This window comes from Paenarthrobacter sp. NPDC089988 (genome assembly GCF_044748465.1).
In the GTDB taxonomy this organism is placed as follows: Bacteria; Actinomycetota; Actinomycetes; order Actinomycetales; family Micrococcaceae; genus Arthrobacter.
Genome location: NZ_JBIVGD010000004.1, coordinates 206,085 through 231,914, shown reverse-complemented (window position 1 = coordinate 231,914; position 25,830 = coordinate 206,085). Strand labels below are relative to the sequence as shown.

At 64.0% G+C, this 25,830-nt stretch carries 29 protein-coding genes; 20 read left to right on the top strand and 9 right to left on the bottom strand.

Annotation, left to right across the window (positions count from 1 at the left end; all coding sequences use genetic code 11):
* The first annotated feature begins 10 nt into the window (after positions 1–10).
* The 5 genes from ACIPV6_RS08060 to ACIPV6_RS08040 all read left to right on the top strand — a co-directional run bounded on the left by ACIPV6_RS08060 (position 11) and on the right by ACIPV6_RS08040 (position 5,561).
* Positions 11–2,605 (top strand): GH32 C-terminal domain-containing protein, encoded by a 2,595-nt coding sequence (locus tag ACIPV6_RS08060; protein WP_400270369.1) that lies wholly within the window; start codon positions 11–13, stop codon positions 2,603–2,605.
* A gap of 282 nt (positions 2,606–2,887) precedes the next feature.
* Entirely contained in the window at positions 2,888–3,088 is a 201-nt protein-coding gene (locus tag ACIPV6_RS08055; RefSeq protein WP_400270368.1) for a hypothetical protein, read from the top strand.
* An 89-nt stretch (positions 3,089–3,177) separates the two neighbouring features.
* Positions 3,178–3,981, top strand: a complete 804-nt coding sequence (locus tag ACIPV6_RS08050; protein ID WP_400270367.1) for a DUF1206 domain-containing protein — start codon at positions 3,178–3,180, stop codon at positions 3,979–3,981.
* An 82-nt stretch (positions 3,982–4,063) separates the two neighbouring features.
* Positions 4,064–4,978 carry an SDR family oxidoreductase gene (locus tag ACIPV6_RS08045; RefSeq protein WP_400270366.1) on the top strand — a complete coding sequence of 305 codons (915 nt, stop codon included), beginning with the start codon at positions 4,064–4,066 and terminating at the stop codon, positions 4,976–4,978.
* A 25-nt stretch (positions 4,979–5,003) separates the two neighbouring features.
* Positions 5,004–5,561 carry a cysteine hydrolase family protein gene (locus ACIPV6_RS08040; protein WP_400270365.1) on the top strand — a complete coding sequence of 186 codons (558 nt, stop codon included), beginning with the start codon at positions 5,004–5,006 and terminating at the stop codon, positions 5,559–5,561.
* 145 nt (positions 5,562–5,706) lie between these two features.
* On the opposite strand, the gene ACIPV6_RS08035 is transcribed toward ACIPV6_RS08040, so the two are convergent.
* The 3 genes from ACIPV6_RS08035 to ACIPV6_RS08025 all read right to left on the bottom strand — a co-directional run bounded on the left by ACIPV6_RS08035 (position 5,707) and on the right by ACIPV6_RS08025 (position 6,731).
* A complete protein-coding gene (locus ACIPV6_RS08035; RefSeq protein WP_400270364.1) occupies positions 5,707–5,964 on the bottom strand; it encodes a hypothetical protein in 258 nt (85 codons plus the stop codon).
* A complete protein-coding gene (locus ACIPV6_RS08030) occupies positions 5,957–6,226 on the bottom strand; it encodes a GlsB/YeaQ/YmgE family stress response membrane protein (RefSeq protein ID WP_400270363.1) in 270 nt (89 codons plus the stop codon). Before ACIPV6_RS08030 ends, ACIPV6_RS08035 begins: the two co-directional genes overlap by 8 nt.
* Positions 6,227–6,542: 316 nt before the next feature.
* Positions 6,543–6,731 carry a CsbD family protein gene (locus ACIPV6_RS08025; protein WP_397324497.1) on the bottom strand — a complete coding sequence of 63 codons (189 nt, stop codon included), beginning with the start codon at positions 6,729–6,731 and terminating at the stop codon, positions 6,543–6,545.
* A gap of 185 nt (positions 6,732–6,916) precedes the next feature.
* On the opposite strand from ACIPV6_RS08025, the gene ACIPV6_RS08020 reads away from it, so the two are divergent.
* Positions 6,917–7,333: a hypothetical protein gene (locus tag ACIPV6_RS08020; protein ID WP_400270362.1), complete on the top strand. Its 417-nt coding sequence runs from the start codon at positions 6,917–6,919 to the stop codon at positions 7,331–7,333.
* A gap of 99 nt (positions 7,334–7,432) precedes the next feature.
* Here the strand turns inward: ACIPV6_RS08020 and ACIPV6_RS08015 are convergent, their stop codons facing one another.
* Positions 7,433–8,137: an alpha/beta fold hydrolase gene (locus ACIPV6_RS08015; RefSeq protein ID WP_400270361.1), complete on the bottom strand. Its 705-nt coding sequence runs from the start codon at positions 8,135–8,137 to the stop codon at positions 7,433–7,435.
* A gap of 232 nt (positions 8,138–8,369) precedes the next feature.
* On the opposite strand from ACIPV6_RS08015, the gene ACIPV6_RS08010 reads away from it, so the two are divergent.
* Genes ACIPV6_RS08010 through ACIPV6_RS07985 form a run of 6 tightly spaced genes read left to right on the top strand, consistent with a single transcriptional unit; the run spans position 8,370 to position 14,732 of the window.
* The gene (locus ACIPV6_RS08010) at positions 8,370–9,866 is read left to right on the top strand and encodes a fumarylacetoacetate hydrolase family protein (protein WP_400270360.1); all 1,497 of its coding nucleotides are present in this window, start codon (positions 8,370–8,372) and stop codon (positions 9,864–9,866) included.
* Positions 9,859–10,512 (top strand): GntR family transcriptional regulator, encoded by a 654-nt coding sequence (locus ACIPV6_RS08005; RefSeq protein WP_397324501.1) that lies wholly within the window; start codon positions 9,859–9,861, stop codon positions 10,510–10,512. Before ACIPV6_RS08010 ends, ACIPV6_RS08005 begins: the two co-directional genes overlap by 8 nt.
* Positions 10,513–10,524: 12 nt before the next feature.
* Positions 10,525–12,036 (top strand): 5-carboxymethyl-2-hydroxymuconate semialdehyde dehydrogenase, encoded by a 1,512-nt coding sequence (gene hpaE / locus ACIPV6_RS08000; RefSeq protein ID WP_400270359.1) that lies wholly within the window; start codon positions 10,525–10,527, stop codon positions 12,034–12,036.
* Between the two features lie 26 nt (positions 12,037–12,062).
* Complete coding sequence (gene hpaD / locus ACIPV6_RS07995; protein WP_347108852.1) at positions 12,063–13,154, top strand: 3,4-dihydroxyphenylacetate 2,3-dioxygenase; 1,092 nt, start codon at positions 12,063–12,065, stop codon at positions 13,152–13,154.
* Positions 13,155–13,158: 4 nt separating this feature from the next.
* Positions 13,159–13,944, top strand: coding sequence for a 2-oxo-hept-4-ene-1,7-dioate hydratase (gene hpaH / locus ACIPV6_RS07990; protein ID WP_397324505.1), 786 nt, complete (start codon positions 13,159–13,161; stop codon positions 13,942–13,944).
* Positions 13,929–14,732 carry an HpcH/HpaI aldolase/citrate lyase family protein gene (locus ACIPV6_RS07985; protein WP_400270358.1) on the top strand — a complete coding sequence of 268 codons (804 nt, stop codon included), beginning with the start codon at positions 13,929–13,931 and terminating at the stop codon, positions 14,730–14,732. The genes hpaH and ACIPV6_RS07985 overlap by 16 nt, the downstream gene beginning before the upstream one ends.
* A gap of 24 nt (positions 14,733–14,756) precedes the next feature.
* Here the strand turns inward: ACIPV6_RS07985 and ACIPV6_RS07980 are convergent, their stop codons facing one another.
* Positions 14,757–15,113 (bottom strand): nuclear transport factor 2 family protein, encoded by a 357-nt coding sequence (locus ACIPV6_RS07980; protein WP_400270357.1) that lies wholly within the window; start codon positions 15,111–15,113, stop codon positions 14,757–14,759.
* A 144-nt stretch (positions 15,114–15,257) separates the two neighbouring features.
* Positions 15,258–15,857, bottom strand: coding sequence for a hypothetical protein (locus ACIPV6_RS07975; protein WP_400270356.1), 600 nt, complete (start codon positions 15,855–15,857; stop codon positions 15,258–15,260).
* 298 nt (positions 15,858–16,155) lie between these two features.
* On the opposite strand from ACIPV6_RS07975, the gene ACIPV6_RS07970 reads away from it, so the two are divergent.
* Together ACIPV6_RS07970 and ACIPV6_RS07965 are read left to right on the top strand one after the other, a co-directional pair.
* On the top strand, positions 16,156–17,364 hold the full coding sequence (locus ACIPV6_RS07970; RefSeq protein WP_400270355.1) for an aspartate transaminase: 1,209 nt from the start codon (positions 16,156–16,158) through the stop codon (positions 17,362–17,364).
* Between the two features lie 13 nt (positions 17,365–17,377).
* Positions 17,378–18,052: a 4-carboxy-4-hydroxy-2-oxoadipate aldolase/oxaloacetate decarboxylase gene (locus ACIPV6_RS07965; protein WP_397324513.1), complete on the top strand. Its 675-nt coding sequence runs from the start codon at positions 17,378–17,380 to the stop codon at positions 18,050–18,052.
* Positions 18,053–18,352: 300 nt separating this feature from the next.
* Here ACIPV6_RS07965 and ACIPV6_RS07960 read toward each other — a convergent pair whose 3' ends face one another.
* Both ACIPV6_RS07960 and ACIPV6_RS07955 read right to left on the bottom strand, forming a co-directional pair.
* Entirely contained in the window at positions 18,353–18,574 is a 222-nt protein-coding gene (locus tag ACIPV6_RS07960; protein ID WP_397324515.1) for a hypothetical protein, read from the bottom strand.
* 125 nt (positions 18,575–18,699) lie between these two features.
* Entirely contained in the window at positions 18,700–19,644 is a 945-nt protein-coding gene (locus tag ACIPV6_RS07955) for a LysR substrate-binding domain-containing protein (protein ID WP_400270354.1), read from the bottom strand.
* Positions 19,645–19,974: 330 nt separating this feature from the next.
* Between ACIPV6_RS07955 and ACIPV6_RS07950 the strand changes: the two genes are divergently transcribed.
* The 6 genes from ACIPV6_RS07950 to ACIPV6_RS07925 all read left to right on the top strand — a co-directional run bounded on the left by ACIPV6_RS07950 (position 19,975) and on the right by ACIPV6_RS07925 (position 25,171).
* Complete coding sequence (locus tag ACIPV6_RS07950; RefSeq protein WP_400270353.1) at positions 19,975–20,763, top strand: LamB/YcsF family protein; 789 nt, start codon at positions 19,975–19,977, stop codon at positions 20,761–20,763.
* 1 nt (position 20,764) lies between these two features.
* Complete coding sequence (locus tag ACIPV6_RS07945) at positions 20,765–21,502, top strand: allophanate hydrolase subunit 1 (protein WP_400270352.1); 738 nt, start codon at positions 20,765–20,767, stop codon at positions 21,500–21,502.
* Positions 21,499–22,512: a biotin-dependent carboxyltransferase family protein gene (locus ACIPV6_RS07940; protein WP_400270351.1), complete on the top strand. Its 1,014-nt coding sequence runs from the start codon at positions 21,499–21,501 to the stop codon at positions 22,510–22,512. The genes ACIPV6_RS07945 and ACIPV6_RS07940 overlap by 4 nt, the downstream gene beginning before the upstream one ends.
* Positions 22,513–22,570: 58 nt before the next feature.
* A complete protein-coding gene (locus tag ACIPV6_RS07935; RefSeq protein ID WP_397324522.1) occupies positions 22,571–23,911 on the top strand; it encodes an MFS transporter in 1,341 nt (446 codons plus the stop codon).
* Positions 23,912–23,985: 74 nt separating this feature from the next.
* Positions 23,986–24,735, top strand: a complete 750-nt coding sequence (locus ACIPV6_RS07930; RefSeq protein ID WP_400270350.1) for an SDR family oxidoreductase — start codon at positions 23,986–23,988, stop codon at positions 24,733–24,735.
* 202 nt (positions 24,736–24,937) lie between these two features.
* Positions 24,938–25,171 (top strand): hypothetical protein, encoded by a 234-nt coding sequence (locus ACIPV6_RS07925; protein ID WP_400270349.1) that lies wholly within the window; start codon positions 24,938–24,940, stop codon positions 25,169–25,171.
* 180 nt (positions 25,172–25,351) lie between these two features.
* Here ACIPV6_RS07925 and ACIPV6_RS07920 read toward each other — a convergent pair whose 3' ends face one another.
* Positions 25,352–25,786 (bottom strand): acyl-CoA thioesterase, encoded by a 435-nt coding sequence (locus ACIPV6_RS07920; RefSeq protein WP_397324526.1) that lies wholly within the window; start codon positions 25,784–25,786, stop codon positions 25,352–25,354.
* Positions 25,787–25,830: the final 44 nt, after the last annotated feature.

Sequence of the window (25,830 nt, the reverse complement as noted above, 5' to 3'; positions counted from 1 at the left end):
AGGACTGTCAATGAGGACAAGACGCACCAAACCAAGCGTGCACGCCACGGTGGCGGCCGCCGTCGTTGTTTCATTTGCCGTGGTCCTGGCCGCGGCCATCGTACCCACACCCGCGCATGCCAGCGATCCTGATCCGGCGACTCAGCAGTACCGTCCCTACCTGCATTACACGCCCGTGAAGAACTGGATGAACGATCCCAACGGGCTGGTCTACTACAACGGCACCTACCACATGTACTACCAGTACAACCCCTCCGGAACCACGTGGGGGAACATGAGCTGGGGCCACGCGAGTTCCACGGATCTCCTGCGCTGGACCGAGCAGCCACTGGCCATTGCCCAGACGTTCAACGGCAGCAGCCAGGCCACCGAGGACATCTTTTCCGGATCGATAGTGGCGGACACGCAGAACACCAGCGGATTCGGGACAGTACAGAATCCGCCCTTGGTGGCCATCTACACCAGCAACTTCACTGGCAGCCACCCCACGCTCGCCGGCAAACAAGCACAGTCCCTGGCGTACAGCACGGACAGCGGCCAAACGTGGACCAAGTACGGGGGCAATCCTGTCCTCAACAGGAACACCAGCGACTTCCGCGATCCGAAGGTGTTCTGGTACCAAGCCCGTTCGTACTGGGTGATGGCGGCTGTCGAGGCCAATGAACACCGGGTCCTGTTCTACAAGAGCACCGATCTCAAGAACTGGACCTATCTGAACGACTTCAAGCCGGCCAACGCCACGGGCGGTCAGTGGGAGTGCCCCGATCTCTTCCCGCTGGCGGTGGACGGGAATCCGAACAACACCAAGTGGGTCCTGGTGGTCAACATCAACCCCGGTGCAGTGGCCGGTGGCAGCGGGGGCCAGTACTTCGTGGGCAGTTTCGACGGCACCACCTTCACTTCGGAAACCACCGATCCGGCTGATGTTCCGCCGCCGGGAAACCTCCTCGCAGGGTTCAACGGCGGCAACTACAACGGATGGACGGTTTCCAACGACCCGGCCAACCCAATAGGTCCGTGGGGGAACTCTCCAGCCACGGGAACGCTCCCTGGACAACAGGCAGTGTCAAAGTCCATCGGTGCCGGCCTCGTCAACGGTTTCAACGGAGGAGACAACCCCACCGGCACCATGGAGTCTGCACCTTTCACGGTCACCAAGGACTACATCAATTTCCTGGCCGGCGGCGGCAACCACCCGCGGCAAGCCGGAGAACAACCAGGCAACACGCCACCGCCGGGCTACTTGCTGTTCGACGGCTTCGAGTACCCCGGAACCCTGAGCTCAGCCGGCTGGCAGCTGACCGGAGACTTCGAGGCGGCCAGGAACCCCTCCACTGTGGGGGGTGAGTACGCCATCGGAAAACGCATCAACACCTTCGAGGGCGGCCCCAATGCGGACAACAACACGGGAACCGTCACCTCCCCGGAGTTCTACCTCACCAACACCAACATCGGATTCCTGCTGGGTGGCGGCAGCCGCACCGACGGCTCGCTCCAAGTGGAACTGCTGGTGGGCGGCGTTCCGGTCCGGACCACCACGGGCAGCAACTCGGGTGACCTGAACTGGAAGAACTGGGATGTCTCGCAGTACTACGGCCAGATCGCCCGGGTCCGGATCGTGGACAACGCCACCGGTGCGTGGGGCCATCTGACCCTGGACAACATGGTCCTCGGCTCGGAACCTGCCAAGCCGCGGAGCAGTGAAACCACGGTGAGCCTTATGGTCAACGGCCAAGCGGTCCGCACCACCACGGGTTCCGACTCTGAACACCTGGACTGGAAAACGTGGGATGTCAGCGGGTTCAAGGGCAGCCAGGCCACCATCCGGATCGTGGACAACAACCGCGGCGGTTGGGGGCACATCCTGGCCGACGAGTTCGTCGCCTCGGACATCACCCGGCTTGAGCAGCACGATTGGCTGGACTGGGGCAAGGACTACTACGCCGCCGTTTCCTTCAGCAATGCGCCGAACGGGAAACGGATCATGCTGGGCTGGATGAACAACTGGGACTATGGCCAGTCAACGCCAAGCAGCACATGGCGGGGCACCATGGCCCTTCCCCGTGAAGTGACCCTCACCCAAACCAGCCAAGGTCCACGGCTCAGCCAGAAAGCGGTACAACAGGTGGACACCCTGAAGAACACGGCAGCGGCCCACACCGCGTCCGCGCAGGACATGGCTCCGGGAACCAGCAACCTCCCCATCACAGGTGACGTCGTCCAGCTCGATGCCGAGTTCTCACCCGGAACAGCCTCGGCCTTTGGCTTGAAGGTGCTGGGTAACGGGACCGAAGCAACCAGGATCGGATATACAACAGCCTCCGGCCGCCTCTCCATCGACCGGACCAACTCCGGGAACGAAGGCTTCCACCCCGCCTTCGCCTCGGTTGACGATGTGCCCGTCCAGCTCATCGACGGGAAGCTCAAGCTTCGGCTGTACGTGGACCGGGCCTCCGTGGAAGTTTTCGCCCAGGACGGCTTGGCAACCCTGACGGACCAAGTCTTCCCGGTAGCGGGCGCCAATGGACTGGCCCTCTTTTCGGAAGGAGGCACCGCGCGGCTGGAAAGCCTGACAGCCACGCCGCTCAACAAAGCGATGTGGTGACGTTCGGTTAAAGCACGACGGCGGCTGGTTCCGTAGGGCGCGAAAGCCCACCAGCCGTCGTCGTACGTCCCCCGAGCCGCCGTGCCCGGATCAACCGTCTCGAATCCGGCTCCAGACAGGCGGCGAGTTGGCCCGGTGGCCACGAGCTCGAGGTGACTTTCGCGGCGCCGGCCAAATCTTGAGCAAATCTTGAGATGACCCGGCGTCGTTCTTGAGGGCCCCGTCCGATGGTTGAACTGTCAGCCAAGCGGGCTGACGGGAACCCTTGGAAGGACTGCCGACATGCCTGACCAGATCATCCTCCCGTCCTCGAACACAGGCACGGCCCGTTCAGCGGCCGAGTCCCGTCCTGGCGGAGCAGGGGAGGGATTCCACTCCGGTGGTGACGGCCAGAACCGCGCAGTGACGTCGGTCCGCGAAACGTTCAACCCCCTGGGTGTGGGCCTCCGGAGCATCTGGCCCCAATCGGTGTGCGGCTACTAGGAACTTCCGGAACGTGGCCTTGAGCCTGATCCGGTGGCACCATGGTGTGCACGCCATGAGTGATCAGGAGGCTTGCCATCAAGGAAGAGATGAAGAAGGCTGCGGACGCTGCCGAGGAAGCTTCGAACTCGCGGGCTTTTGAAACAGCGGCCCGTTCGGGTTTTGCCGTCAGCGGGATCCTGCATGTGCTGATCGGTGTCATCGCGCTGCAGCTGGCCTTTGGCAACGGCGGTGAAGCCGATGTCTCCGGCGCGATCGCCCAACTGGCTTCCCAGCCTTTCGGCCCTCTCCTCTTGTGGGTCTCCTTCGCAGCCTGTGCCGCGCTGGCCCTCTGGCAACTGACCAACGCCATCTTTGGCCACCGCAGGCAACCGAACCCCAAGCTGACCAAGCGCCTCTCCGAAGCGGGCCAGGCCATCGTCTTCGCGGGCCTGGCGCTGACCATCATGTCCTTCGCAGTGGGCCAAGCCAAGAACAGCCGTGAATCCACCAGCGACGGGACGGCCACGCTCATGCAGGCTCCCTTCGGAGTGGTGTTGCTGGTGGCCGTCGGCGCGGGCATCATGATCGCCGGCATCGTCTTCGCGGTCCGTGGTTTCACGCGGTCGTTCAAGAGAGACCTGGTCCTTTCCTCCCGGAAGGGTTTCCGGACCTTCCAAATAGTGGTTGGCACCGTGGGGTACATTGCCAAAGGCATCGCCCTGCTGCTGGTTGGCTTGCTGGTGGTCATTGCCACAGTGTCCGCCCGGCCCGAGCAATCCACTGGCCTGGACGGCAGCCTCAAGGCCCTCAAAGAGCAGCCCTATGGGCCGTACTTGTTGGTGGCGGTGGCTGTTGGCCTGATCGCTTACGGCCTGTTCCTCATGGTGAAGGCCAAGACGATGCGCGCCTGACACGGTTTGCCGGGAGGCTCGAGGGGTACAGCCTCAGTGAGAGGCAATGTACCGCTAACAGACACTGAAAAGGGGCGCCCCCATGACCCATAGCGATCCGAACCAAGGCCATCGACTCACCTCAGCTCCCAAGGATCCCCGGAGCGGCTACCACTCCGGGGAGTTTCCGCAGCAGGAACAGAAGCAACCCGGCCTGACCAAACCGCTGAACCCGCAACCGGACCACGGTGAGTCCAGTTACGTTGGACATGGCCGCCTTGACGGCAAAACCGCGCTGATCACGGGCGGCGATTCCGGTATCGGCGCCGCCGTCGCCATCGCCTATGCACGTGAAGGCGCCAACGTAGCCATCAGCTACCTTCCTGAGGAAGAAGACGACGCGCGTTCGACGGCGGAGTGGGTCCGTGAGTGCGGGGCGCGGGCTCTGTTGCTGCCCGGCGACGCGCGCGACGAAGGATTCGCGGCGGAGATTGTGGAGCGCACGGTCCAGGAGCTCGGTGGCCTGGATGTCGTGGTCCTGAACGCGGCCTACCAGAAGAACCGCGAAGGCCTGGAAACCATCCCCACCGAGGAGTTCGACCGTGTCTTCAAGACCAACCTCTATTCGCTGATCTGGACCGCGCAGGCCGCCATTCCGCATCTGGGACCCGGTTCATCGATCATAGTCACCGCGTCCATCCAGGCGTTCAACCCCTCGGCCCAGTTGGTGGACTACGCCATGACCAAGGCCGCCCAGGTGGCTTTCACCAAGGCGATGTCCCAGGAGCTGGGCCCCAAGGGAATCCGCGTCAACGCCGTGGCACCCGGACCCATTTGGACTCCGTTGATTCCCGCAACGGAGTGGCCGGACAAGCTTCCATCCTTTGGCCAGGACACGCCTTTGGGCAGGGCAGGCCAGCCTGCCGAGCTGGCGCCGGCCTATGTACTCCTTGCCTCGGACGAGGGATCCTACATTTCGGGCGCTGTGCTTCCTGTTACAGGCGGCAAGGGCCTCTGACCTCAGCGAACGGAGTCTTTCACGAATGATCGCCGTACTGGTTATCGACATGCAGAATGCCTTCTTTGAGGAGCCCGCTTTGCAGAGGCGCCAGGAAGAGGTGGTGGCCGCCTGCAATGCCTTGACCAGTGCCGCACGCCAGGCTGGAGCTGAGGTTCTCCTGGTGGTGACGGAGCATGAAAGGGACAAGTCCACCTGGAGCCTCAACATGCTGGACGATGATCAAGGCTTCATCTTCAGGGGCAGTGAGCAAGCCGACGTCGTGCCCGGGCTCCTGGCAGAAGGTCTTCCCCGGATGGTCAAGACCCGGGACAGCGCCTTTATGGGTACGGACCTATCCCTGCGGTTACGGAACTGGAATGTGGATACCGTGATCCTGGCCGGGGTCTCAGCCCACAACTGCGTTGCGCAAACAGCCGCCGATGCCTTCGCCCACAACATCCGGGTCATCTACGCGGCGGATGCCATCGCAACGGAGAACCCGGAGTCCGCCGAGGGGATCCTCCGCCTTCTGGTCCGCGAGTACCGGCAGCGGGTGCTGCCACTGGACGACGTGCTGGCGCTGTTCCAGTCCCCAGGCTGACTGCCCCTCGAAGCTATCAGGACACCCAGGCCCGCCGTACGGAGCCCCGTACGGACGTCGTGCGCACCAGATGTGGACAAACAAGAACCCGGAGACAGGAACGGCTGTCTCCGGGTTCTCTCTTTGCGTGGGCTGGTTCTGTGGCCTACGGATGTCCGGTGCCTGCGGCCTCGTCACCCGGTTCGGAGGAGAAAGGCCGATCTGCGGGTACATCTTCCGTGTTCTTCTCGTCCAGTTCCGCATCGGCGGAGGGGACAGTCTTCTCGGAGTAGTCGCCTGCGGTGTAGTCGCCGCCGGCGTCGTCCTTCAGTGCCTCAGGAGAAGCACCTCCAGTTCCGTAATCGCCCTCGGGGTACTGGCCTTCCAGTTCTTCGTTGGTGCCGCCCGTGTTTTCGTCAGCCATGGTGTGCCCTTCGGTTGGTGACCATGCCCCAGATCAGCAGCACGATGATGGAACCGCCGATGGCCAGGAGCCAGGTCCGAATGGCGAAGAATTCCGTGAGTCCCTCGCCGAAGATCAGGCCTCCGATCCAGCCACCCAGCAAGGCGCCCACGACGCCGAGCAGGAGGGTTACCAGCCAGCCGCCGCCTTGGCGTCCCGGCAGGATCAGTTTGGCGATGGCCCCAGCCAGGAGGCCGAGCAAAAGAAATCCAAAGAAACCCATTTTTGCTCCTTCTTTCTTGATGGTGAAAATTTCAGGAACCGGTGAAAAGGTGTGGATCACCGGGTTTTATATATGGGTTCCCGGGCGCTGTAATTGAAACTTCGTCGCGGCCCGGTGAATGGGGGGATGAAGTGGTGTCCGCAATGAGCGATTCATTTGTTAAATGCAGCCAAGAGCACTCCTGCCGATCTGATTCGACGTCGGTACTACACCAGTAACGCTAGCCGCTCGCGGGGGTAACAGCAAGTAACCTGATTATTCCCTGGTTCGCGTTGCCGCAGGCTCTTGGGGTTGCTGCATCTGCCCAGTTGGGCCCCTATTTCTTGTCGAACAGGTCCTTCGCGGCGTCCTTGACCTTCTCTCCGGCCTGCTTCAGGTTTGCGGAGGCCTGGTCGCCTTGACCCTCTGCCTGCAGTTCCGGGTCGCCGGTAGCCTCGCCGGTTTTTTCCTTGGCCTTTCCGCCGAGTTCTTCGGCGGCATTCTTGATCTTGTCACCCAGTCCCATGGTTTTCACTCCTCGGGTTGCGATGTCCTTGCCTGCGGTTTTCCGCTGGTTGGCATAAGAGTTTAGTCGCTATGGGCAATTCGGCAAATGCGCCGTCATTTCGCCCCCCGAAACATGCGTGACAGTGTGTCTTGGTGGGTACTAGGGTCATTAAGGGAAATGGCACCTCGAAAGGAGTGATTCCTGTGAAAGGGAAGATTTTGTTCGCGGCGGGTGTGGCTGTGGGCTACGTGTGGGGATCCAAGTCCTGGCCGGAGGTGTACCGGCGGATCCGGGGAGGCTCGGAGAAGGTGTGGAAGAACCCGGAGGTGCAGGAAAACGTCCAGCACGCCGCCGAAACCGTCCAGGAATCGGTTCCGGACATCCTGGACAACCTCTATGCGGCCGGCAAGAAACTCATGGAGAAGGCCGAGACCATGTTCCCGGGCATTCTGGACTCAAAGAACGGCCAGCACTCTACAGACAAGCCCGCCACGGTTCCTACGGTCAAGGGTGATGTCGTCTCCGATCCCGCGCTCGACGACACCACGGGCAGCGACTGGACGGACGAGGGTGGAGCAGCCCCTGAAGGCCCGGCCACCAATACACCGCCCAAGGCCTAGCCGGGCCGCGGTCAGCCTAGCCGGGACGCGCTTGCCGTTGGCGGCGCACCCAGGGCGAGGGCCGGCGTCGGGCACTAACGCCCGACGCCGGCTCCGGCGTTAAGCGGTCCGCTCAACGGCCCTGAGAATCGCCTCACCCAGTTCGGCGGGCTTGGTGAACTGGGGCCAGTGTCCCGTGGGCAGGTCGACGAGTTCGACGTCGCGGACGCGGGCCAGTTCCTCAGTGAACGGATGCCCGGCGTCCATCATTTCGGTGAGCATGGCGGACGGGAATTCGCACGCGATGATCGTGGCCGGGACCTCGTAGCGGCGAACGTCGTGGAGACGCTGCTGGTCGTAGGCCACTCCCTTGGGCTGCGGAATTGCCCGTGCGCGGAACATATCGCGGAGTTCGTCTGTCAGGTCCATCAGGTCCGCGTCCTCGAAGCCTTCCCAGGGCGGCAGGGGAATGTCATCACCATCATTCGGCAGTTCGTCGTTGATGACAGCACCCTCTCCGAGCGGTCCACTGTCCACATAGATGGCGCGGGCAATACGGTCCGGGCGGGCATCTGCAACGCCATGGATGATGGCGCCGCCGCCCGAGTGCCCCACCAGGACCACGTCACCGTCCAGCGAATCAACCTTTTCGATCACCGCATCGATGTGCGTCCGCAGGCCGATCCCGGACCGCGGAGCGTCTGGCGCCTCCAATCCCGGCAACGTCAACGGATGAATCGTGTGGCCCGCATCCACGAGGGCAGGTGTTACCTCCTCCCATGACGAAGCGTCCAACCAAAAACCGGGTACCAGGATGATGTCCATGCCCCCGACCCTACGGGAGGCCACTGACAGAATGAACCACTTCTGCTGGATTATCCCCCGGACCACTCGGGGCAAACCTCGGATTCACGCGGGCCGGGGCCCAAGCGAATGATCCAGCAAACCGTTGACGATCAACAAGGGGGTTGACGCCACCAGCAAACCGGGCCATAGTTTTCGTATACGATTTCGTACCTGATAGCGAAGGCCATCAGATATTTGGAGGGAGCGGTTCGTGACAGTGGAGTTCCGGACGCAGGAGTTGGGCCAGGATGTGCTGGACCGGACGCGCAAGGTGATCGCGGTCCATATCAATTACCCGAGCCGTGCTGCCCAGCGTGGACGGACTCCCGTGCAGCCGTCCTACTTCCTGAAGCCGTCGTCGTCGCTGGCGTTGGGTTCGGCCGAGGCGCCGGGCACGGTGGAGCGTCCGGCCGGTTGCGAGCTGCTGGGTTACGAGGGCGAGATCGCCTTGGTGATCGGCAAGGCTGCCCGCCGCGTTGGCTTGGATGACGCGTGGAGCCACGTCGAGTGGGTCACAGCCTCCAACGATCTCGGCGTCTACGACCTCCGGTACGCGGATAAGGGCTCGAACGTCCGGTCGAAGGGCGGCGACGGCTTCACTCCGGTCGGTCCGGCCCTGATCCCGGCAGACGCCGTGGACCCCGCACGGCTGCGGATCCGGACCTGGCACAACGGCGAACTCGTCCAGGACGACACTACCGAGGACCTGCTCTTCCCCTTCGCCCAGCTCGTCGCGGACCTCTCCCAGCTGCTGACGCTGGAGGAGGGCGACATCATCCTCACCGGCACCCCCGCCGGCGCTTCGGTCGCTGCGCCGGGGGACGTCGTCGAAATTGAGGTCACCGCTGGTGATTTCAGCACCGGACGCCTGACCACCAAGGTGACGGAAGGTACGACGCCGTTCGCGGACTTTGGTGCCCGCCCCAAGACCGATGACACCCAGCGGGAAGAGGCCTACGGCTCCCGCGAAGCCGCCGGACTGGCACCGGTCGCGAGCGCGCTGACCCCGGAGTTGAAGGCCAAGCTGGAATCCGTCGCCACGGCCACGTTGTCTTCGCAGCTGCGCAAGCGCGGGCTGAACAACGTGAGCATCGACGGCCTGCAGGCCACCCGCCCGGACCGCAAAGTGGTGGGCCTGGCCCGCACCTTGCGCTACGTGCCCAACCGCGAGGACCTCTTCAAGACCCACGGCGGCGGATTCAACGCCCAGAAACGCGCGATCGATTCGGTGAACGAGGGCGAAATCCTGGTGATGGAAGCCCGCGGAGAGAAGGGCACCGGCACCGTGGGTGACATCCTGGCCCTGCGCGCCCAGGTCCGTGGCGCCGCTGCGATCATCACCGACGGCGGCGTTCGTGACTACTCCGCCGTGGCGGACCTGGAGATGCCCACCTACTTCGCCAACCCGCACCCTGCGGTCCTCGGTCGCCGGCACATCCCGTGGGACACAGACATCACCATCGCCTGCGGCGGCGCGACCGTGCAGCCCGGGGACATCATTGTGGCCGACTCCGACGGCATCCTGGTCATCCCGCCGGCCATCGCCGAGGAACTCGTGGATGACTGCATCGCCCAGGAAAAAGAGGAAGTGTTCATCTTCCAGATGGTCCAGGAAGGCAACAGCGTGGATGGCCTTTACCCGATGAATGCCCAATGGCAGGCCCGGTACAAGGAGTGGCTTGCCACGGAAGGAGCCCAAGGTGACTGAAACCGCCGTCGGGAGCAAATCCCAGCAAGCGTATGAGGCCGTGAAGGCCCGGATCGTAGAGGGTACCTACACGCCAGGTTACCGGCTGGTGCTCGCGAAGATCGCCGAGGACCTTGGGTTCAGCGTGGTCCCGGTCCGCGAAGCGATCCGCCGGCTGGAAGCCGAAGGGCTCGTGAAATTCGAACGGAACGTCGGCGCCACGGTCTCCGGGATCGATCCCACCGAGTACCTCTACACCATGCAGACCTTGAGCATCGTGGAGGGCGCAGCCACCGCGTTGTCCGCACCGCTCATCGATCCCGCCACGATCGCCCGGGCCCGTGCGGTCAATGCCGAGATGCGGGAGTGCCTGGAGCACTTCGACCCGGTCCGGTTCACCACCCTGAACCAGGACTTCCACAGCGTCCTCTTTGAACACTGCCCCAACCCGCACATCCTTGACCTGGTCCACCGCGGCTGGAACCGGCTGGCGTCCCTGCGCTCGTCCACGTTCCGCTTCGTCCCAGGCCGGGCCCAGGAATCCGTGCGCGAACACGAGGCCCTGCTCCAGCTCATCGAGTCCGGAGCGGACGCCGACACCATCGAAAAGGCAGCCCGCCAACACCGCGCCGCCACCCTCGACGCCTACCTGGCAACCACCAACTAAAGGAACTCAACGATGACGACCTCCGTAGAAACCACCAAGCATTACGTCCCCGAGAATCTCCCTACGCACATCCAGCACTTCATCAACGGCGAATTCGTTGATTCGGTGTCCGGGAAGACTTTCGATGTCCTGGACCCGGTGTCCAACCAGAACTACGCCACCGCCGCTGCGGGCCAGAAGGAAGACATCGACCTGGCTGTCGCGGCTGCCCGTGAAGCGTTCGTGAACGGTCCGTGGCCGAAGATGAAGCCGCGTGAGCGCGCCCGGGTGCTGAACAGGATCGCGGACGCGGTCGAGGCCCAGGAAGCCCGCCTCGCCGAGCTCGAGACGTTCGACACCGGCCTGCCGATCACCCAGGCCAAGGGCCAGGCCCTGCGCGCTGCCGAGAACTTCCGTTTCTTTGCTGACCTGATCGTGGCGCAGTTCGATGACGCCATGAAGGTCCCCGGTTCGCAGATCAACTACGTGAACCGCAAGCCGATCGGCGTCGCGGGTTTGATCACCCCGTGGAACACCCCGTTCATGCTCGAGTCCTGGAAGCTCGCTCCCGCCCTGGCCACCGGCAACACCGTGGTCCTGAAGCCAGCCGAATTCACCCCGCTGTCGGCGTCCCTGTGGGCCACCATCTTCAAGGACGCCGGCCTGCCCGATGGTGTGTTCAACCTGGTCAACGGCCTGGGCGAGGAAGCCGGCGACGCGTTGGTGAAGCACCCCGAGGTTCCGCTGATCTCCTTCACGGGCGAAACCACCACGGGCCAGACGATCTTCCGCAACGCAGCCGCCAACCTCAAGGGCCTGTCCATGGAGCTCGGCGGGAAGTCCCCGTGCGTGGTCTTCGCTGACGCGGACCTGGACGCCGCGATCGACTCGGCCCTGTTCGGCGTGTTCTCCCTCAACGGCGAACGCTGCACCGCCGGGTCCCGGATCCTGGTGGAACGCGCCGTCTACGACGAGTTCTGCGAAAAGTACGCCGCCCGGGCCAAGAACATCGTGGTCGGTGACCCGCACGATCCCAAGACCCAGGTCGGAGCGCTCGTCCACCCCGAGCACTACGCGAAGGTCGCTTCCTACGTGGAGATCGGCAAGTCCGAAGGCCGCCTCCTCGCCGGCGGGGGCCGACCCGACCACCTGCCCGAAGGCAACTACATCGCACCCACGGTGTTTGCCGACGTCGCACCTGACGCGCGGATCTTCCAGGAGGAAATCTTCGGTCCCGTCGTGGCCATCACCCCGTTCGAGAACGACGACGAAGCCCTCGCCTTGGCGAACAACACCAAGTACGGCCTGGCGGCCTACATCTGGACCCAGAACCTTACCCGGGCCCACAACTTCTCCCAGAACGTGGAGGCCGGGATGGTGTGGCTTAACAGCCATAACGTCCGCGACCTGCGCACCCCGTTCGGCGGCGTGAAGGCCTCCGGCCTGGGCCATGAGGGCGGTTACCGCTCCATCGACTTTTACACCGACCAGCAGGCCGTGCACATCACCCTCGGCTCCGTCCACACGCCCAAGTTCGGCGCCTAAAAACCTTTCAACGAAGAGAGACCATCATGAGCAACCCCTTCACCGGCCCCATCCCTACCCCCACGGTCCCGGCCCCGGATATTGTCCGGTGCGCCTACATGGACATCGTGGTCACCGACCTGGCCAAGTCCCGCGAGTTCTACGTCGATGTCCTGGGCCTGCACGTGACCGAGGAAGACGAGAACGCGATCTACCTGCGTTCCCTGGAAGAGTTCATCCACCACAACCTGGTCCTGCGCAAGGGCCCGGTAGCCGCCGTCGCCGCCTTCGCCTACCGGGTCAAGTCACCCGCCGAAGTGGACGCCGCCGAGGCCTACTACCGCGAACTCGGCTGCCGGGTGGAACGCCGCAAGGAAGGCTTCACCAAGGGCGTGGGCGACTCCGTGCGCGTCGAGGACCCACTGGGCTTCCCGTACGAGTTCTTCTACGACGTGGAGCACGTCGAACGCCTCACCCAGCGCTACGACCTGTACTCCGCCGGTGAACTGGTCCGCCTGGACCACTTCAACCAGGTCACCCCGGACGTCCCGCGCGGCCGGAAGTACCTCGAAGACCTCGGCTTCCGCGTCTCCGAAGACATCAAGGACTCCGACGGCGTCACGTACGCCGCGTGGATGCACCGCAAGCAGACCGTGCACGACACCGCACTCACCGGCGGCAACGGACCCCGCATGCACCACGTCGCGTTCGCCACGCACGAGAAGCACAACATCATCCAGATCTGCGACAAGATGGGCGCCCTGCGCATCAGCGACCGCATTGAGCGCGGCCCTGGACGCCACGGCGTGTCCAACGCGTTCTACCTCTACATCCTGGACCCGGACGGGCACCGCATCGAGATCTACACCCAGGACTACTACACCGGCGACCCGGACAACCCCACCATCACCTGGGACGTCCACGACAACCAGCGCCGCGACTGGTGGGGCAACCCCGTGGTCCCGTCCTGGTACACCGAAGCCTCCCTCGTCCTGGACCTCGACGGCAACCCGCAACCGGTGATCGAACGCGAAGAGAAGTCGGAGATGGCCGTGACCGTGGGCGCCGACGGGTTCTCCTACACCCGCCCCACCGAGGGCAATTCAGCAGAGGGATTCAAACTGGGAGCGCAGGTCTAGAACCATGCTGGACGCGAAGACGATCGAAGCCATTGCCGACGAACTGGTCGAGGCCGGCCGGAACCGTAAACCGGTGCCGCGACTGACCGCCCGCTACCCGGAAATGACCGTGGAGGACTCCTACGCCGTGCAGCAGTTGTGGCGGCAGCGGAACGAGGAAGCCGGCCGCACGCTGGTGGGGCGGAAGATCGGACTCACGTCCAAGGCCATGCAGGCCGCCACGGGCATCACCGAGCCGGACTACGGGGCGATCTTCGATGACATGGTCTTCGAAACCGGCTGCTCCGTGGCCTGGGACCAGTACACCCACCCCCGGGTGGAGGTGGAGCTCGCCTTCGTCCTCAAGGACTCGCTCAAGGGCCCCGGCTGCACCATCTTCGATGTCCTCAACGCCACCGACTACGTAGTTCCGGCCCTCGAGATCCTGGATTCCAGGATCGAGATGGAGGGCCGGACCATCGTGGACACCATCTCGGACAACGCGGCGATGGGAGCCATGGTGATCGGCGGACGCCCGGTGAAGCCGGATGCGGTGGACCTGCGCTGGGTTTCGGCCATCCTGTACAAGAACCAGACCGTCGAGGAAACCGGAGTGGCCGCCGGTGTCCTGGACCACCCGGCCAACGGGGTCCACTGGCTGGCCAACAAGATCGCGGCGCACGGCGACTCGATGAAGGCCGGAGATATCATCCTGGCAGGCTCGTTTACCCGGCCCCTGTGGGTGTACAAAGGTGATACCGTCCACGCCGACTACGGACCGTTGGGAGTTGTCACATGCCACTTCAACTGACCCCAACCTTCTACACCGCCCTTGCGGAGGCGGACCGGCCGCTCGCGGGGATGTGGGTGTGCTCCGGAAGTCCGCTCGTGGCCGAAATCTGCGCCGGTTCCGGCCTGGACTGGCTCTTGATCGACGCCGAGCACAGCCCCAACGGCCTCGAATCGATCCTCTCCCAACTCCACGCAGTGAGTGGGTACCCTCTGCAGGTCATGGTCCGGCCCCCGGTCAACGACACCGTGGTCATCAAGCAATACCTGGACCTCGGCGTGCAGAACCTGCTGATCCCCATGGTCAACTCGGCCTTCGAAGCCGCTGCCGCCGTCGCCGCTGTCCGCTACCCACCCCACGGCGTGCGCGGCGTCGGCTCCGCACTGGCCCGTGCCTCCCGCTGGAACAGGGTCCCGGACTACCTTGGCACGGCATCGGAAACCATCAGCCTCACCGTCCAGATCGAATCCGAGGCCGCCGCGTCCGCCGTGGAAGAGATCCTCGCTGTCGACGGCGTGGACGGCATCTTCCTCGGACCCTCGGACCTCGCAGCCTCCATGGGCCTGCTGGGACAGCAGGAAAACCCGTTGGTGAGGGCCGTCGTCGAGCATTGCCTCGAAGCCGCGAAAGCGGCAGGCAAGCCCGCCGGCGTCAACGCCTTCAACCCGGACACCGCCCGGGCGTATCTCGACGCCGGAGCCTCCTTCGTGCTGGTCGGTGCCGACGTATCGGTGCTGGCCCGTGCCTCGGAGGGTTTCGCGAAGACGTTTATCCCGGCGTCGGAGAAGGCCGAACGCGACAGCTACTGACCCGGATGGGTCAGCTCCCGGTAGCTATTTCCGCGCCATGTACCACTCAGTGAACTCGCGCGCCCGCCCGTCCTCGGCGAACCGGATGACCCACAGGTTGTCGTAGGCGGGTTGGCCGTTGAGATAGGTGGTCAGGCCCTGGACGAACGCGGTGTCGCCGTCCTGGCCCAGGAGGGTCCACTCGAAGGTCCAGTCCTCGGGCTTGTCCGAGGAATCACCCGTCCACTCGTTCACGATTGCTTCATGCCCGTGCCAGGCCTGCGGGTCGAACGGCCGGGTGTTATAGACAGCATCCTCGGTGAACAGCGCACGGATGTCATCCGGCTCGTTCGAGGTCCATGCTCGCTGGTATTGGTCCATCCACGAATTCACGTCACTCATCACTCAGTTCTACCGGCGCGACCGCCGGGAGACAACGGTCCGTACCGTTTGGTGGCCGCGCACAGACGTACGACGGCGGCCGGTCGGCTTCCGCTGTCTTCACGCCTTTGGGGGGCCGGCAGTGGAGGGCGGCGCGGCCCTGCTTTACACCAGGCGGGCGATACCCCGGGTGGAGCGGCGGATGTGGTCCGGCGTCAGGCCGGTCAGTGAAGCAAGTTCAAGGTCGTCGCAAACCTGAGTGCGGAGTGCCATGACAATCAGGGCTTCCCGGCGTTCGGTGATCTGGTCACGGTGTTCTTCAGTTGCCTGCAACTCCTGGCTCTTGGCCTTGAGCGCATCCAGTTGGGCCTGGCGGGGGAGGCCGCTCACGTGCAGATCGTCATAAGCCAAAGCTATGGTTCGGACGGTACGGAGGTTTTCCCCGGTGACTGCTGCGACGGTGGCCAGGGACAGTCCGTCCTCCACGGCCTGTGCGATCAGGTCGTTCCTCGTCGCAGTCAACGTCCTGATGGAACTGGCGGCGTGGGAGAGGAGTTGCCGGTGGACGCCCAGCGCGTGGGCGAGCTTGGCGTGCTCGGCGTTGGGAGTTGATGCAGGGCGTGCCTGGGAGTTGGCGCGGTAGGTGTACCGCCCCGTGGCCGAACGCCCCTGGGCCTGGTGCGATTCACCGGACCGTGCCGAACCCGGCTGGATGGTGGGTGACGCCGCAGCCGAGTGCTGGCGTGGCCGGGTTTGCGTTGGCATGGGCTCCCTTTCAAACAGGATTTGGGCACTGCTGACCCCTCGAATCTAGGCACCGTTCACCCGCCCGTGGAAATACCAATACCGCGTGAACCCATAAGCAAAGTGCATGGATGAGGGCCCATACACGCCCAATCGTGCGGTTTCAGGCTCAGGCAACCCACAAAGAGACCCACGTCATAAGGCCCCCTTATGAATCCACGCACATTAGGTCTTATCCACAGCACCCCGGACGTACTTAGTCTCGAACAAAGGGATCCGCGAATCCGCGCGTCCCGAGTTCCACATTCCTGGAGGAGACATGTCCGAGTTCCTGCCGGCGTCGAGGGTCACCCGCATCAAGGCCTCAGCCAGCGTCGCCGCGGCCGCCCGCGTCCGCGAATTGAAAGCTGAAGGCATCCCGATCATCGACCTGACTGTCGGCGAGCCGGACTTCGACACCCCGGACCACATTAAGGCCGCCGCGATCGAGGCAATTAACGCAGGCGAGACCAAGTACACCTCGGTCACCGGTACCCCCGCGTTGCAGTCCGCGATCCTGAACAAGATCCAGCGGGACACCGGCCACAGCTACGAAGGCAACCAGCTGACCATCGGCGGCGGTGCCAAGCAGGTCCTTTACGTCGCGCTCATGGCGTCCCTCAACGAAGGCGACGAAGTCATTGTCCCCGCCCCGTTCTGGGTGTCCTACCCGGACATGGTCCTGGCCAACGACGGCACTCCCGTGATCGTTCCGTGCGGCGAGGAAACCGGCTTCAAGCTCACCCCGGCCGCACTCAAGGAAGCCATCACCCCGAAGACCAAGTGGCTCATCCTCAACGCACCGTCCAATCCCACCGGTGCCGTCTACTCCCGTGAGGAACTCCAGGCCCTCGGTGCCGTCCTCGAGGAGTACCCGCATGTCTTCGTCCTCACCGACGAGATCTACGACGAGGTCTACTTCGGCGAAGGCCGCGTCACCAGCCTCGTCACGGCCTCCCCGGCGCTGAAGGACCGCATCCTGCTGGTCAACGGCGTGTCTAAGGCCTACGCCATGACGGGCTGGCGCCTGGGCTACGGCGTGGGACCTGCACCGCTGATCGCTGCCATGAACAAGCTGCAGTCGCAGACGTCCTCGTGCCCGTCGTCGATCAGCCAAGCGGCCGCGGCCGCCGCACTGAATGGCGACCAGTCCTTCGTCCGCGACAGCGTGGAGGTTTACCGCAAGCGCCGCGATGCCGCCGTCGAGGGTTTGAACGCCATCAACGGTCTGTCCGTAGCCCCGGCGGAAGGCGCGTTCTACGCCTACGTGAACTGCTCCGGCGTGATCGGCAAGACCGCGCCCGATGGCCGCGTCATCGAAAACGACCAGGACTTCACGCTCTACCTGTTGGACGCCGCCCGCGTGGCCGTCATCCAAGGCTCGGCCTACGGCTTGGGCCCGTACTTCCGGATCTCCTTCGCCACCTCGCTGGAGACCATCAACGCCGGCGTGGACTCCATCCGCGATGCCGTCAACGCCCTCAACTAGAAAGATCCAGGAAATGATCCACGTCAAGACCAAGTTCGAGCGCCCCGACGCCGACGTCGTCGCCCGCCTCGCCAAGTTCTCCTCCGCAACCATCCATGAAGCCCAGGGCCGCCGAGGCGCGCTGAGCTCCCGGATCAAGCCGATCGACCGCTCCATGTCCTTCTGTGGCCCGGCTGTCACCGTTGCCTGTGCTCCGCAGGACAACCTCATGCTCCAGGTGGCCATCCACTACGCACAGGCGGGCGACGTCGTGCTGGTCGGTGCGCAGGAAATGGCCGAGGCCGGTACGTTCGGCGACGTCCTGGGCAACGCCATGAAGGCCAAGGGCATCGCTGCCATGGTTACTGACTCCGGCGTCCGCGACACCCAGGACCTGATCGAACTGGGCCTGCCCGTGTTCTCCGGCAGCGTGTCCATCAAGGGCACCGTCAAGGAGACCCTCGGCCCCATCAACCACCCGATCGTCTTCGGCGACGAGATCATCTACCCGGGCGACATCCTCCGCGGCGACGCTGACGGTGTGGTTGTTGTCCGCCGTGAAGAAGCCGAGGAAGTCATCGCGCTGTCCCAGGCCCGCGACGACCACGAACGCGAGCTCATCAAGCTCTACCACGACGGCGGCAACACCATTGAGCTGTGCGGCCTCACTGAGAAGCTCAAGCAGAAGGGGCTGCTGGTCGAGGACTAGGTTCCCACGCCGCAGGGCCGGTCACCACGGTGACCGGCCCTTTTGGCGTTGCCTTGTGCTGGCTGCTGGCTGCTGGCTGCTGGCTGTTGGCTGCACGGCCGGCACGGTTTATGGGCGGCGTGGCGGGGAGGCGTGGCCGGGCGCAATCCGTTGCCCGACGCCGGGCACAGGTAGGGGCCAAGAAAGGCGCCTTGCCTGGACTGTGGGTCCGTGGCAGGGCGCCTTGGGTGCGGTGCGGCGGTGATTGACGTACGACGGCGGCTGGCCGGGTTGGGCGGTGCCGTTCGGCGGGGCGTGGGCTTAGTCGAGGCCTGCGTGTCCGGGGCGGGTGTCCACGAGGTGCCATTCGATGCTGTTTCCGGCGTGTGCCGGCATCAGGCTGCCTTCGAAGACGAACAACGGTTCGCCGACTCCGCCAATGGGACGCCAGAAACCATTCCGCGGGCAGTGAAATCCGGTACGTGCGCTGATCGTTCCGCGGGTTGGATTGGAAACCCATCCGGTCGAGTTGATCTTTTTCACCGTTTTATCCTTTGAACAGGCCCGCGGTTTCCGTGGGTTGTATTTCGAATTTCTTGTTAATTCGATATTAGGTAACTCACACGGATTTGAATAAGACCAAAGCTGTCTGTCCGGATAAGACTTCGTTATGGATGCGCGGGCAGCTGCACCGGGTCAGTTCCATACTTCGAGATCAGCTGCTGATGCAGCATCTCCTTGACCACCAGGAGCACTGCCGAGGCAGCCTCGGAGAGCGGCTCGTGGTCCGGGGTGCAGAGGGCAATCTTGCTCTGCAGGCCGGGTTCGACGATCCGAAGGACCTTGAAGTCCTGGTCCGGGAACAGGGCATCGGCCGCCGATTTGGGGACCACGGTTCCGCCGAGGTTGGCCCTGATGAGGCGGGTGAGCGAGGGGACGGATTCCACTTCGCCCACCAATCGGAGTTCGAGGTCCTGGTCTGCCATGCCCTTCTCGATGATCTGGCGCAAGGTGTGGTTCTTTTCCGGCAGGAAGAGCCCCACCGAGCTGGCTTCCTTGAGGGTGATGGTGGTCTTGCCATGGGTCAGGTCCACGTCCGGGTGGACCACCAGGTGCAGGTCCTCCACGATCATGGTGGTGAACTGCACGCCCCGGATCTTTCCGGGTTCGTAGATGAGTGCCATGTCCAGGCGGCCGTTCTTGATGGCCTCGCTCAGGACGCCACCGAAGATCTCCGTCAGGTGGACCACGATGTCCGGGTAGCGCCGCCCCACTTCGCTGATGATCTGGGGCGTCAGGCTGGAGGCCATGCTGTACGGCGCGATCGCGATGGAGACGCGTCCGGACGGTGCTGCGCCGGAGGTGGCCACGTCCTGCCTGGCCTGCTCAACCAGGCGAAGGATGGACTGCGCGTGGCGGTACAGCGTGTGGCCGGCCGCCGTGGGCTCCACCCCTTGCTTGCTGCGGATCAGCAGGCGTTGCTTGAGGTCCGTTTCCAACGCCGAGACCTGCTGGCTGAGAGCCGGCTGCGCCACGTGCAGGGCGGCAGCGGCCTTGGTGATGCTCCCTGAATCAACGATTTGGACGAAGTATGAGAGCTTCCGCGTGTCCATGGATCTACCTTCCTTGGGAGTCACGAGTGCCGGGCGGGGGAGTCCCAGGGTGGCAAGTCCCGATGATCAAATATAGCGGCACTGCCAGCGCGTGGTTGGTGGGACCGCGGACACAGCCCACGGTGGTGCACGTCATAACGGAGAGCTATCACGGGATAGCTATTAGGTCTTTGTGCAACGTGGTTGACCAATGCGAGACTTTTGGAAAGAACTTGCGGCGACGCTTGGGAATTCCAGCAGCGATTGCCATTCTCCGGAAATTATCCTTTGCCTTTCTGAAGGCTGTTTATTGTCCGGACCATATTTGCAGAACCACGGAAAGAGAACCACGTGAACCGGATGATTGATCTTGTTGCGGATCTCGGAGAAGGATTCGGCGCCTACACCATTGGCGACGACTCGGAGCTCCTGGAGATCGTCTCAAGCGCCAATATCGCATGCGGGTTCCACGCTGGCGATCCGGACATCATGGCAGCAACCGTTGCCGAGTGCGTCCGGCGCGGAGTCGGCATCGGAGCACACCCGAGCTTTCCCGACCTGCGCGGCTTCGGTCGCAGGGACATGGGCCTTTCTGCGGGCGAGGTCCAGAACGATGTCTTGTACCAAATGGGTGCCCTGAACGGCTTCGCGGCCTTCCACGGCACCAAGGTGACCCACCTTGCGCCCCACGGACGCCTGGGCAACCTGGTGGCCGTCCGCGCCGACTACGCCAAAGCCGTCGCAGAGGCGGCCGCCCGCGTGGACAACGAGCTCATCGTCGTGGCGCAGGAAGGGGAACTCGCCAAAGCCTCCCGTGAAGCAGGGCTGGATGTAGCGATCGTCGGCATTGTGGACCGTGCCTACCAGGAAGACGGCACGCTGGTTCCCCGCAGCCAGCCCGGCGCCGTCCTCCACGACCCTGCAGAAATCGTGGAGCGGACCCTCCGCATGGTGGTCGAAGGCAAGCTCCGCTGCGCCAATGGCGTAGACATGGACATCGACGTCGATACCGTCCTCCTGCACGGCGACAACCCCGGCGCCGTGGAACTCGCCCGCTTGATCCGCTCCGAGCTGGTCGCAGCCGGTGTGCGCATTGCTCCGCTGGCTGAGGTCCTGGATGCCAAGAGGAAGGCGGCCTGACATGTCCGTCCTGACAGTGGCTCCTACCGAGATCTACGAATCGGGTGATTCCGCGCTTCGGGTGGTTGCGATCTCGGCGGCCAGCGAAGACAACTGGCTGACGGTCCACCGCTTGGCCGACTGGCTGGAAGACTGCGGTGCCGAGGGCCTCCATGCTGCGGTTCCCACCTACGACTCCGTGCTGGTTGAGTTCGATCCCGTGGTGGTGTCCGCCGGCCAGATGCGCGCCTTCGTCAAGCTTGGCTTGGGCGAACTCGGTCGATCCGCAGGTTCTGCGGCGTCTCCCCGTGAGTTCGACGTCCCCGTGGTCTACGGCGGCGAATTTGGCCCGGACCTGGAGAAAGTCGCCGAATACCAAGGCATCTCCACCGAGGACGTCATCCGCCTCCACACCGAAAAGACGTACACCATCCGTTGCCTGGGAGCACCCGCCGGTTCCCCCATGATGGACGGGCCGGCGTTCCCCAAGCCTGTGCCCCGCTTGAAGGATCCCCGGCTCAGCGTTCCTGCCGGCGCCGTCTCGGTTGCCGGCCGCCAAGCCGTCATTGCCCCGGCGGTGGCACCAGGTGGCTGGTGCGTCATCGGCCAGACCCCCTTGACAGTGCTCAACATCCGCCGCGAACCGCTGGTCCCCTACAAGCCGGGCGATATCCTCCGGTTCCGCCAGATCGAGGTAGGAGACTTCCACGCATTGGCCGGCAACGAACTGGCACCCCGGGAAGCGGAGGCACGGCCATGACCGGCGAAATCCGCATCCAGCAGCCTGGCAACTCGGTGGTCACGGATCTTGGCCGCTTCCGTGGACCACGTTTTGGGCTCCCCGTAAACGGTGCACTTGATCAATACTCCGCTCGTGCAGCCAACATCCTGGCCGGCAACCTGGACAACGAACCTCTCGTGGAGATCACCGCCCTGGACTTCCGGATGACCACCAGCGTGGACATCCTGATCGCGGTCACGGGTGCTCCCTTGACGCTCACTGTCGGTGGACGCCCGTGCAGCCAGTGGGAACCGGTTTCGGTCCGCGCTGGTGAGTCGGTTTCCATCCGTGGCATCCACAGCGGCCTCCGTGCCTACCTGGCAATTCATGGTTCGGTGGAGGCGGAGACACTGCTGGACAGCGTCGCTCCGGACACCGTGGTGGGCTTCGGCCTGCAGCTCAAAGAAGGAACCACCCTTGCCACCAGGCGCACCGTGGGTCCGGTGCGGCAACCCTACTTCGATCTCCCGCTTTTCCGCTTGGGTCTCGAGCGGCCCAGCATGGGACCAAACCTGTTGGTCGACGTGACCGACGGGCCCGACGTGACCGAATTCGGTGAATCCGGCGAACTGCTTTTCTCCTCCGAGTACACCGTCAGCGGCCGCAGCAACCACATCGGCCTGCGGCTCGGGGGAGAACTACCGGAAAGAACCTCAAGCGGCGAGGTGCTTTCCCGCGGTGTGCCAGTGGGCGCCGTCGAGGTTCCCTCCAGGGAAGAATTGCTGGTCCTGCACCGCGGACGCGGCGTCACCGCCGGGTATCCCGTCCTTGCGGTGGTCACCAGCAATGGACTGGATGTCCTGGCCCAGGCGCGGCCGGGGGACAAGGTCCGTTTCCGCAAGACTTCGGTGGCAGAAGCAACTGCCGCCCATCGACGCTCGCGTGCCCAGCTTGAAACCCTCCGCGAATCCGTCACCACCGTTTTTGGACTCCTCGGCATCGGATGCCGTCCCCAATGGCAGGACCTGCCGGTTGCGGCATGCAGCTGAAGAACCTGTCCTCGTAACCCGTAGGCGTTGCTACGTTCATCCCCAGTAAGGAAAAGTCATGACCGCACCAGCAAATGCTGCGCCGGAGCAGCATGAGCGGCTCACAGGCCGCCAAACCCGCAAGGTTGTCACCGCAGGTTGTGTTGGCATCTTCGTGGAACTGTACGACAACGGCATTTTCGCCTTCATGGCGGGAACGCTGGCACTCGTGTTCCTGGCCCCCGGAAACCCGGACAACGCCCTCCTCTTTGTGTTCGCGGGCTACGCGGTCTCCTTCTTCGTCCGTCCGCTCGGCGCCATTGTTTGCGGCTACCTCGGCGACAGGATCGGCAGGCAGAAGCTACTGGTCTTCGTGATCATGCTCATCAGCGTCGCCACCGCAGGAATCGGATTGCTCCCGCCCTATGCGGCCATCGGCATCGCTGCCCCCATCCTGTTGGTCCTCCTGCGCCTCGTCCAGGGCTTCTCCGTGGGCGGCGAAGCTGCCGGCGCAATGACCTTCCTCGCTGAGCACGCCCCAGAGGGCAAGCGCGGCATCATCACCTCCTACGCCCAGATCGCCTCCTTCGCGGCGCTGCTCACCGGTACCCTGGTTGCCTACGCCATGTCCCCGTGGCTCACCCAAGCAGCCATCGACGGCGGCGGCTTCGGTTCCTTCGCATGGCGCATCCCGTTCCTGGTCGCCATTCCCATGGGCATCATCGGCTGGTACATCCGCAAGGCCATCAGCGACACCCCCAACTTTGAAAAGCTCAAGGAAGAGGGCGGCCTGTCCAAGAACCCGCTCAAGGAAGCCCTGGCGAGCCCGGTCCACCGCCGCGCCATGCTCCTGGCACTCTTCATTCCGCTGATGAACGGCTCCGGCTACTACGTTCTCTTCTCCTACATGCCCACGTTCCTCAAGGGCAAGCAGCTCAACTTCACCATCGGCGAAGCCCTGCTGGTCACCGCCTGCAGCCTCGTGGTTATCTGCATTGCCATCCCGTTCATGGGCGCCCTGTCCGATCGCTTGGGACGCAAGAAGGTCATTGCCGGTTCGGCCATCGCCATGGCTGTCCTTGGCATCCCGTCCTATGCACTGATCGCCACCGGCCAGATGGGCCTGGCCATCCTTGGTGCCTGCATCATGGCCGTCATCTTCGCCGGGCACACCGCTGTGATCCACATCCTGCTCGTGGAACTTTTCCCAACCCGGGTCCGCTACTCCGCCTACGGCGTGGGCTACAACATCTCCTCGGCACTGTTCGGTGGAACCGCACCGCTGCTCATGACCTGGCTGATCAGCAGCACCAACAACATCTACATGCCGGCCTTCTATGCAGTGGTCACCGCCTTGGGCACGCTCATTGCGGTCAGCACCGTCAAGGACCGCGCGCACGAACCACTGCGCGACGCCTAAGTATCTACAACCGGCGGGTGCTGTCAGTTGGTTGATGGTGCCCGCCCCCTTTTCCCACCTTTTTGGAGGATCCCATGTCATTTTCCGACTACACCACCGCCTTGGTCACGGGCGCGTCCACGGGTATGGGCGCCGCGATCGCTGAGCGCCTGGCCAAGCGCGGCCTCACGGTCCACGCCGTGGCCCGGAACGAGGAACGCCTGGCCGAACTGGCCGAGCGCACCGGGGCTGTCCCGCACGTGGTGGACCTGACCGACACCGCAGCACTGGCCGACGCCGTCGGGGACCTCAAAGTGGACGTACTGGTCAACTGCGCCGGGGTGTCCCGGCCGGGAAACATCCTGGATTCCTCCGAACAGGACATCGACGAACTCGTGGACGTGAACCTGCGCGGCCTGCTCCAGCTCACCCGCCTGGTCCTGCCGGGCATGGTGGAACGGGACCTCGGCCACGTGGTCAACATCAGCTCCATCGCCGGGCTGTACAACTTCTACGGCCACACGGTCTACCACGCCACCAAGGCCGCGGTGCACCAGATCTCCCGCCAACTGCGCAACGACACCGTGGGCAAACGCATCCGCGTCACCGAGATCTGCCCGGGCCGGGTGGAAACGGAGATCTTCGGACGGAACATGGGCGGCTCCCCCGAAGCCATGGAAGAGGCCTGGAAGACCTACTACGAAGGCTACGAATCCCTCACCACCGACGACATCGTCAACGCCCTGGACTACGCGATCGAAACCCCGCGCCACGTCAACGTGGGCATGCTCGAACTCATGCCCACCTTCCAGGTCCCCGGCGGACTCACCTTCGACCGACGCTGAACCCTTCAGGCGCTGACACTTTCCCGTGCAGCGCTCCCACAGGTTCCGGTGGCACACACTCCCGTCACCGGAAAACACAAGCTGGCGGCCGCGTCCCACGCGGCCGCCAGCACCCGTATAAGCACCCCGAGCCAACCCGCAGACCGGGTTTTACGCGCATCCCCGGGGTCAACTCGCATCCGCGCTGAATGAAAGTCACAGCATGAGAAGGGCACTGTGCCTCGCTGACCGCAAAGACTGGGACGCAGAGGATTTCGACAACCTGGATAACAACCGGCAGGAACCCCGCCGGCAGCAATTCGTGTGCCTCGCCTGCGGAGGCAAGGCAATCTTCCGCTCCGCAGGAAACACCCGCAAAGCAACCTTTAGCGCGCGGCACCTCTCCGATTGCTGCCTGAACGCCCAGAGCTGGACAGTGTTCCGCTACCTGACGTAGGCGCGGAGACCCGGGCCCAGGGCCCGGGTCCGGGCCTGTCCGGTAGACGCGCAGTCGGCAAGCGCACCGCCCGGCAGGCTCACCTGGAACGAGGCGTCTGGAGAGCCGCGCCACCCGGCGAAGGCGCGCGACGGCGGGCCGCGCCCCCCGTGGCCTTGCCGCCTCGCGACGGCGGGCCGTTCAGCCCGCTTCGGGCGTTTGGGTTAGGTGGTGCGTGGGGATCCGGTCCCGGTCATAGGTGATTTCGGTGTAGCCGTGGGGCTGCGGACGACCGTCAGCGCCGAGGTTTACGAACACGATTTCCTCGATGGTCAGGATGCTCTGGCGCGTGATCATGTTCCGGACTTCGGCCCGCATGGTCAGGGATGTCCGGCCAAACTTCTTGGCGGTCAGGCCCATCTCGATCAGGTCGCCCTGCACGGCCGAGCTGACGAAGTTGATCTCCGAGATGTACTTGGTCACGGCACGGCCGTTGCCCAACTGGAGGATGGCGTAGATCGCGGCCTCTTCGTCGATCCACTTGAGCAGGCTGCCACCAAAGAGCGTGCCGTTGGCGTTGAGGTCCTCGGGCCGCACCCATTTGCGCGTCCGGAAGGTAATGTCTGCTTTTTCCATATGCCGAGATTATCGAAGTGTGCGGACGTGCGCCGGATGTTGCG

Coding starts and splice junctions, on each gene's coding strand:
- ACIPV6_RS07945 (WP_400270352.1), top strand. CDS start 20,765: ATGTCCGTCCTGACAGTGGCTCCTACCGAGATCTACGAATCGGGTGAT.
- ACIPV6_RS08035 (WP_400270364.1), bottom strand. CDS start 5,964: ATGGCTGACGAAAACACGGGCGGCACCAACGAAGAACTGGAAGGCCAG.
- hpaH (WP_397324505.1), top strand. CDS start 13,159: ATGCTGGACGCGAAGACGATCGAAGCCATTGCCGACGAACTGGTCGAG.
- ACIPV6_RS08040 (WP_400270365.1), top strand. CDS start 5,004: ATGATCGCCGTACTGGTTATCGACATGCAGAATGCCTTCTTTGAGGAG.
- ACIPV6_RS07930 (WP_400270350.1), top strand. CDS start 23,986: ATGTCATTTTCCGACTACACCACCGCCTTGGTCACGGGCGCGTCCACG.
- ACIPV6_RS08015 (WP_400270361.1), bottom strand. CDS start 8,137: ATGGACATCATCCTGGTACCCGGTTTTTGGTTGGACGCTTCGTCATGG.
- ACIPV6_RS08025 (WP_397324497.1), bottom strand. CDS start 6,731: ATGGGACTGGGTGACAAGATCAAGAATGCCGCCGAAGAACTCGGCGGA.
- ACIPV6_RS08030 (WP_400270363.1), bottom strand. CDS start 6,226: ATGGGTTTCTTTGGATTTCTTTTGCTCGGCCTCCTGGCTGGGGCCATC.
- ACIPV6_RS07985 (WP_400270358.1), top strand. CDS start 13,929: ATGCCACTTCAACTGACCCCAACCTTCTACACCGCCCTTGCGGAGGCG.
- ACIPV6_RS07980 (WP_400270357.1), bottom strand. CDS start 15,113: ATGAGTGACGTGAATTCGTGGATGGACCAATACCAGCGAGCATGGACC.
- ACIPV6_RS07940 (WP_400270351.1), top strand. CDS start 21,499: ATGACCGGCGAAATCCGCATCCAGCAGCCTGGCAACTCGGTGGTCACG.
- ACIPV6_RS07925 (WP_400270349.1), top strand. CDS start 24,938: ATGAGAAGGGCACTGTGCCTCGCTGACCGCAAAGACTGGGACGCAGAG.
- hpaD (WP_347108852.1), top strand. CDS start 12,063: ATGAGCAACCCCTTCACCGGCCCCATCCCTACCCCCACGGTCCCGGCC.
- ACIPV6_RS08045 (WP_400270366.1), top strand. CDS start 4,064: ATGACCCATAGCGATCCGAACCAAGGCCATCGACTCACCTCAGCTCCC.
- ACIPV6_RS08050 (WP_400270367.1), top strand. CDS start 3,178: ATGAAGAAGGCTGCGGACGCTGCCGAGGAAGCTTCGAACTCGCGGGCT.
- ACIPV6_RS07975 (WP_400270356.1), bottom strand. CDS start 15,857: ATGCCAACGCAAACCCGGCCACGCCAGCACTCGGCTGCGGCGTCACCC.
- ACIPV6_RS07935 (WP_397324522.1), top strand. CDS start 22,571: ATGACCGCACCAGCAAATGCTGCGCCGGAGCAGCATGAGCGGCTCACA.
- ACIPV6_RS08060 (WP_400270369.1), top strand. CDS start 11: ATGAGGACAAGACGCACCAAACCAAGCGTGCACGCCACGGTGGCGGCC.
- ACIPV6_RS07965 (WP_397324513.1), top strand. CDS start 17,378: ATGATCCACGTCAAGACCAAGTTCGAGCGCCCCGACGCCGACGTCGTC.
- ACIPV6_RS07955 (WP_400270354.1), bottom strand. CDS start 19,644: ATGGACACGCGGAAGCTCTCATACTTCGTCCAAATCGTTGATTCAGGG.
- ACIPV6_RS07920 (WP_397324526.1), bottom strand. CDS start 25,786: ATGGAAAAAGCAGACATTACCTTCCGGACGCGCAAATGGGTGCGGCCC.
- hpaE (WP_400270359.1), top strand. CDS start 10,525: ATGACGACCTCCGTAGAAACCACCAAGCATTACGTCCCCGAGAATCTC.
- ACIPV6_RS07970 (WP_400270355.1), top strand. CDS start 16,156: ATGTCCGAGTTCCTGCCGGCGTCGAGGGTCACCCGCATCAAGGCCTCA.
- ACIPV6_RS08055 (WP_400270368.1), top strand. CDS start 2,888: ATGCCTGACCAGATCATCCTCCCGTCCTCGAACACAGGCACGGCCCGT.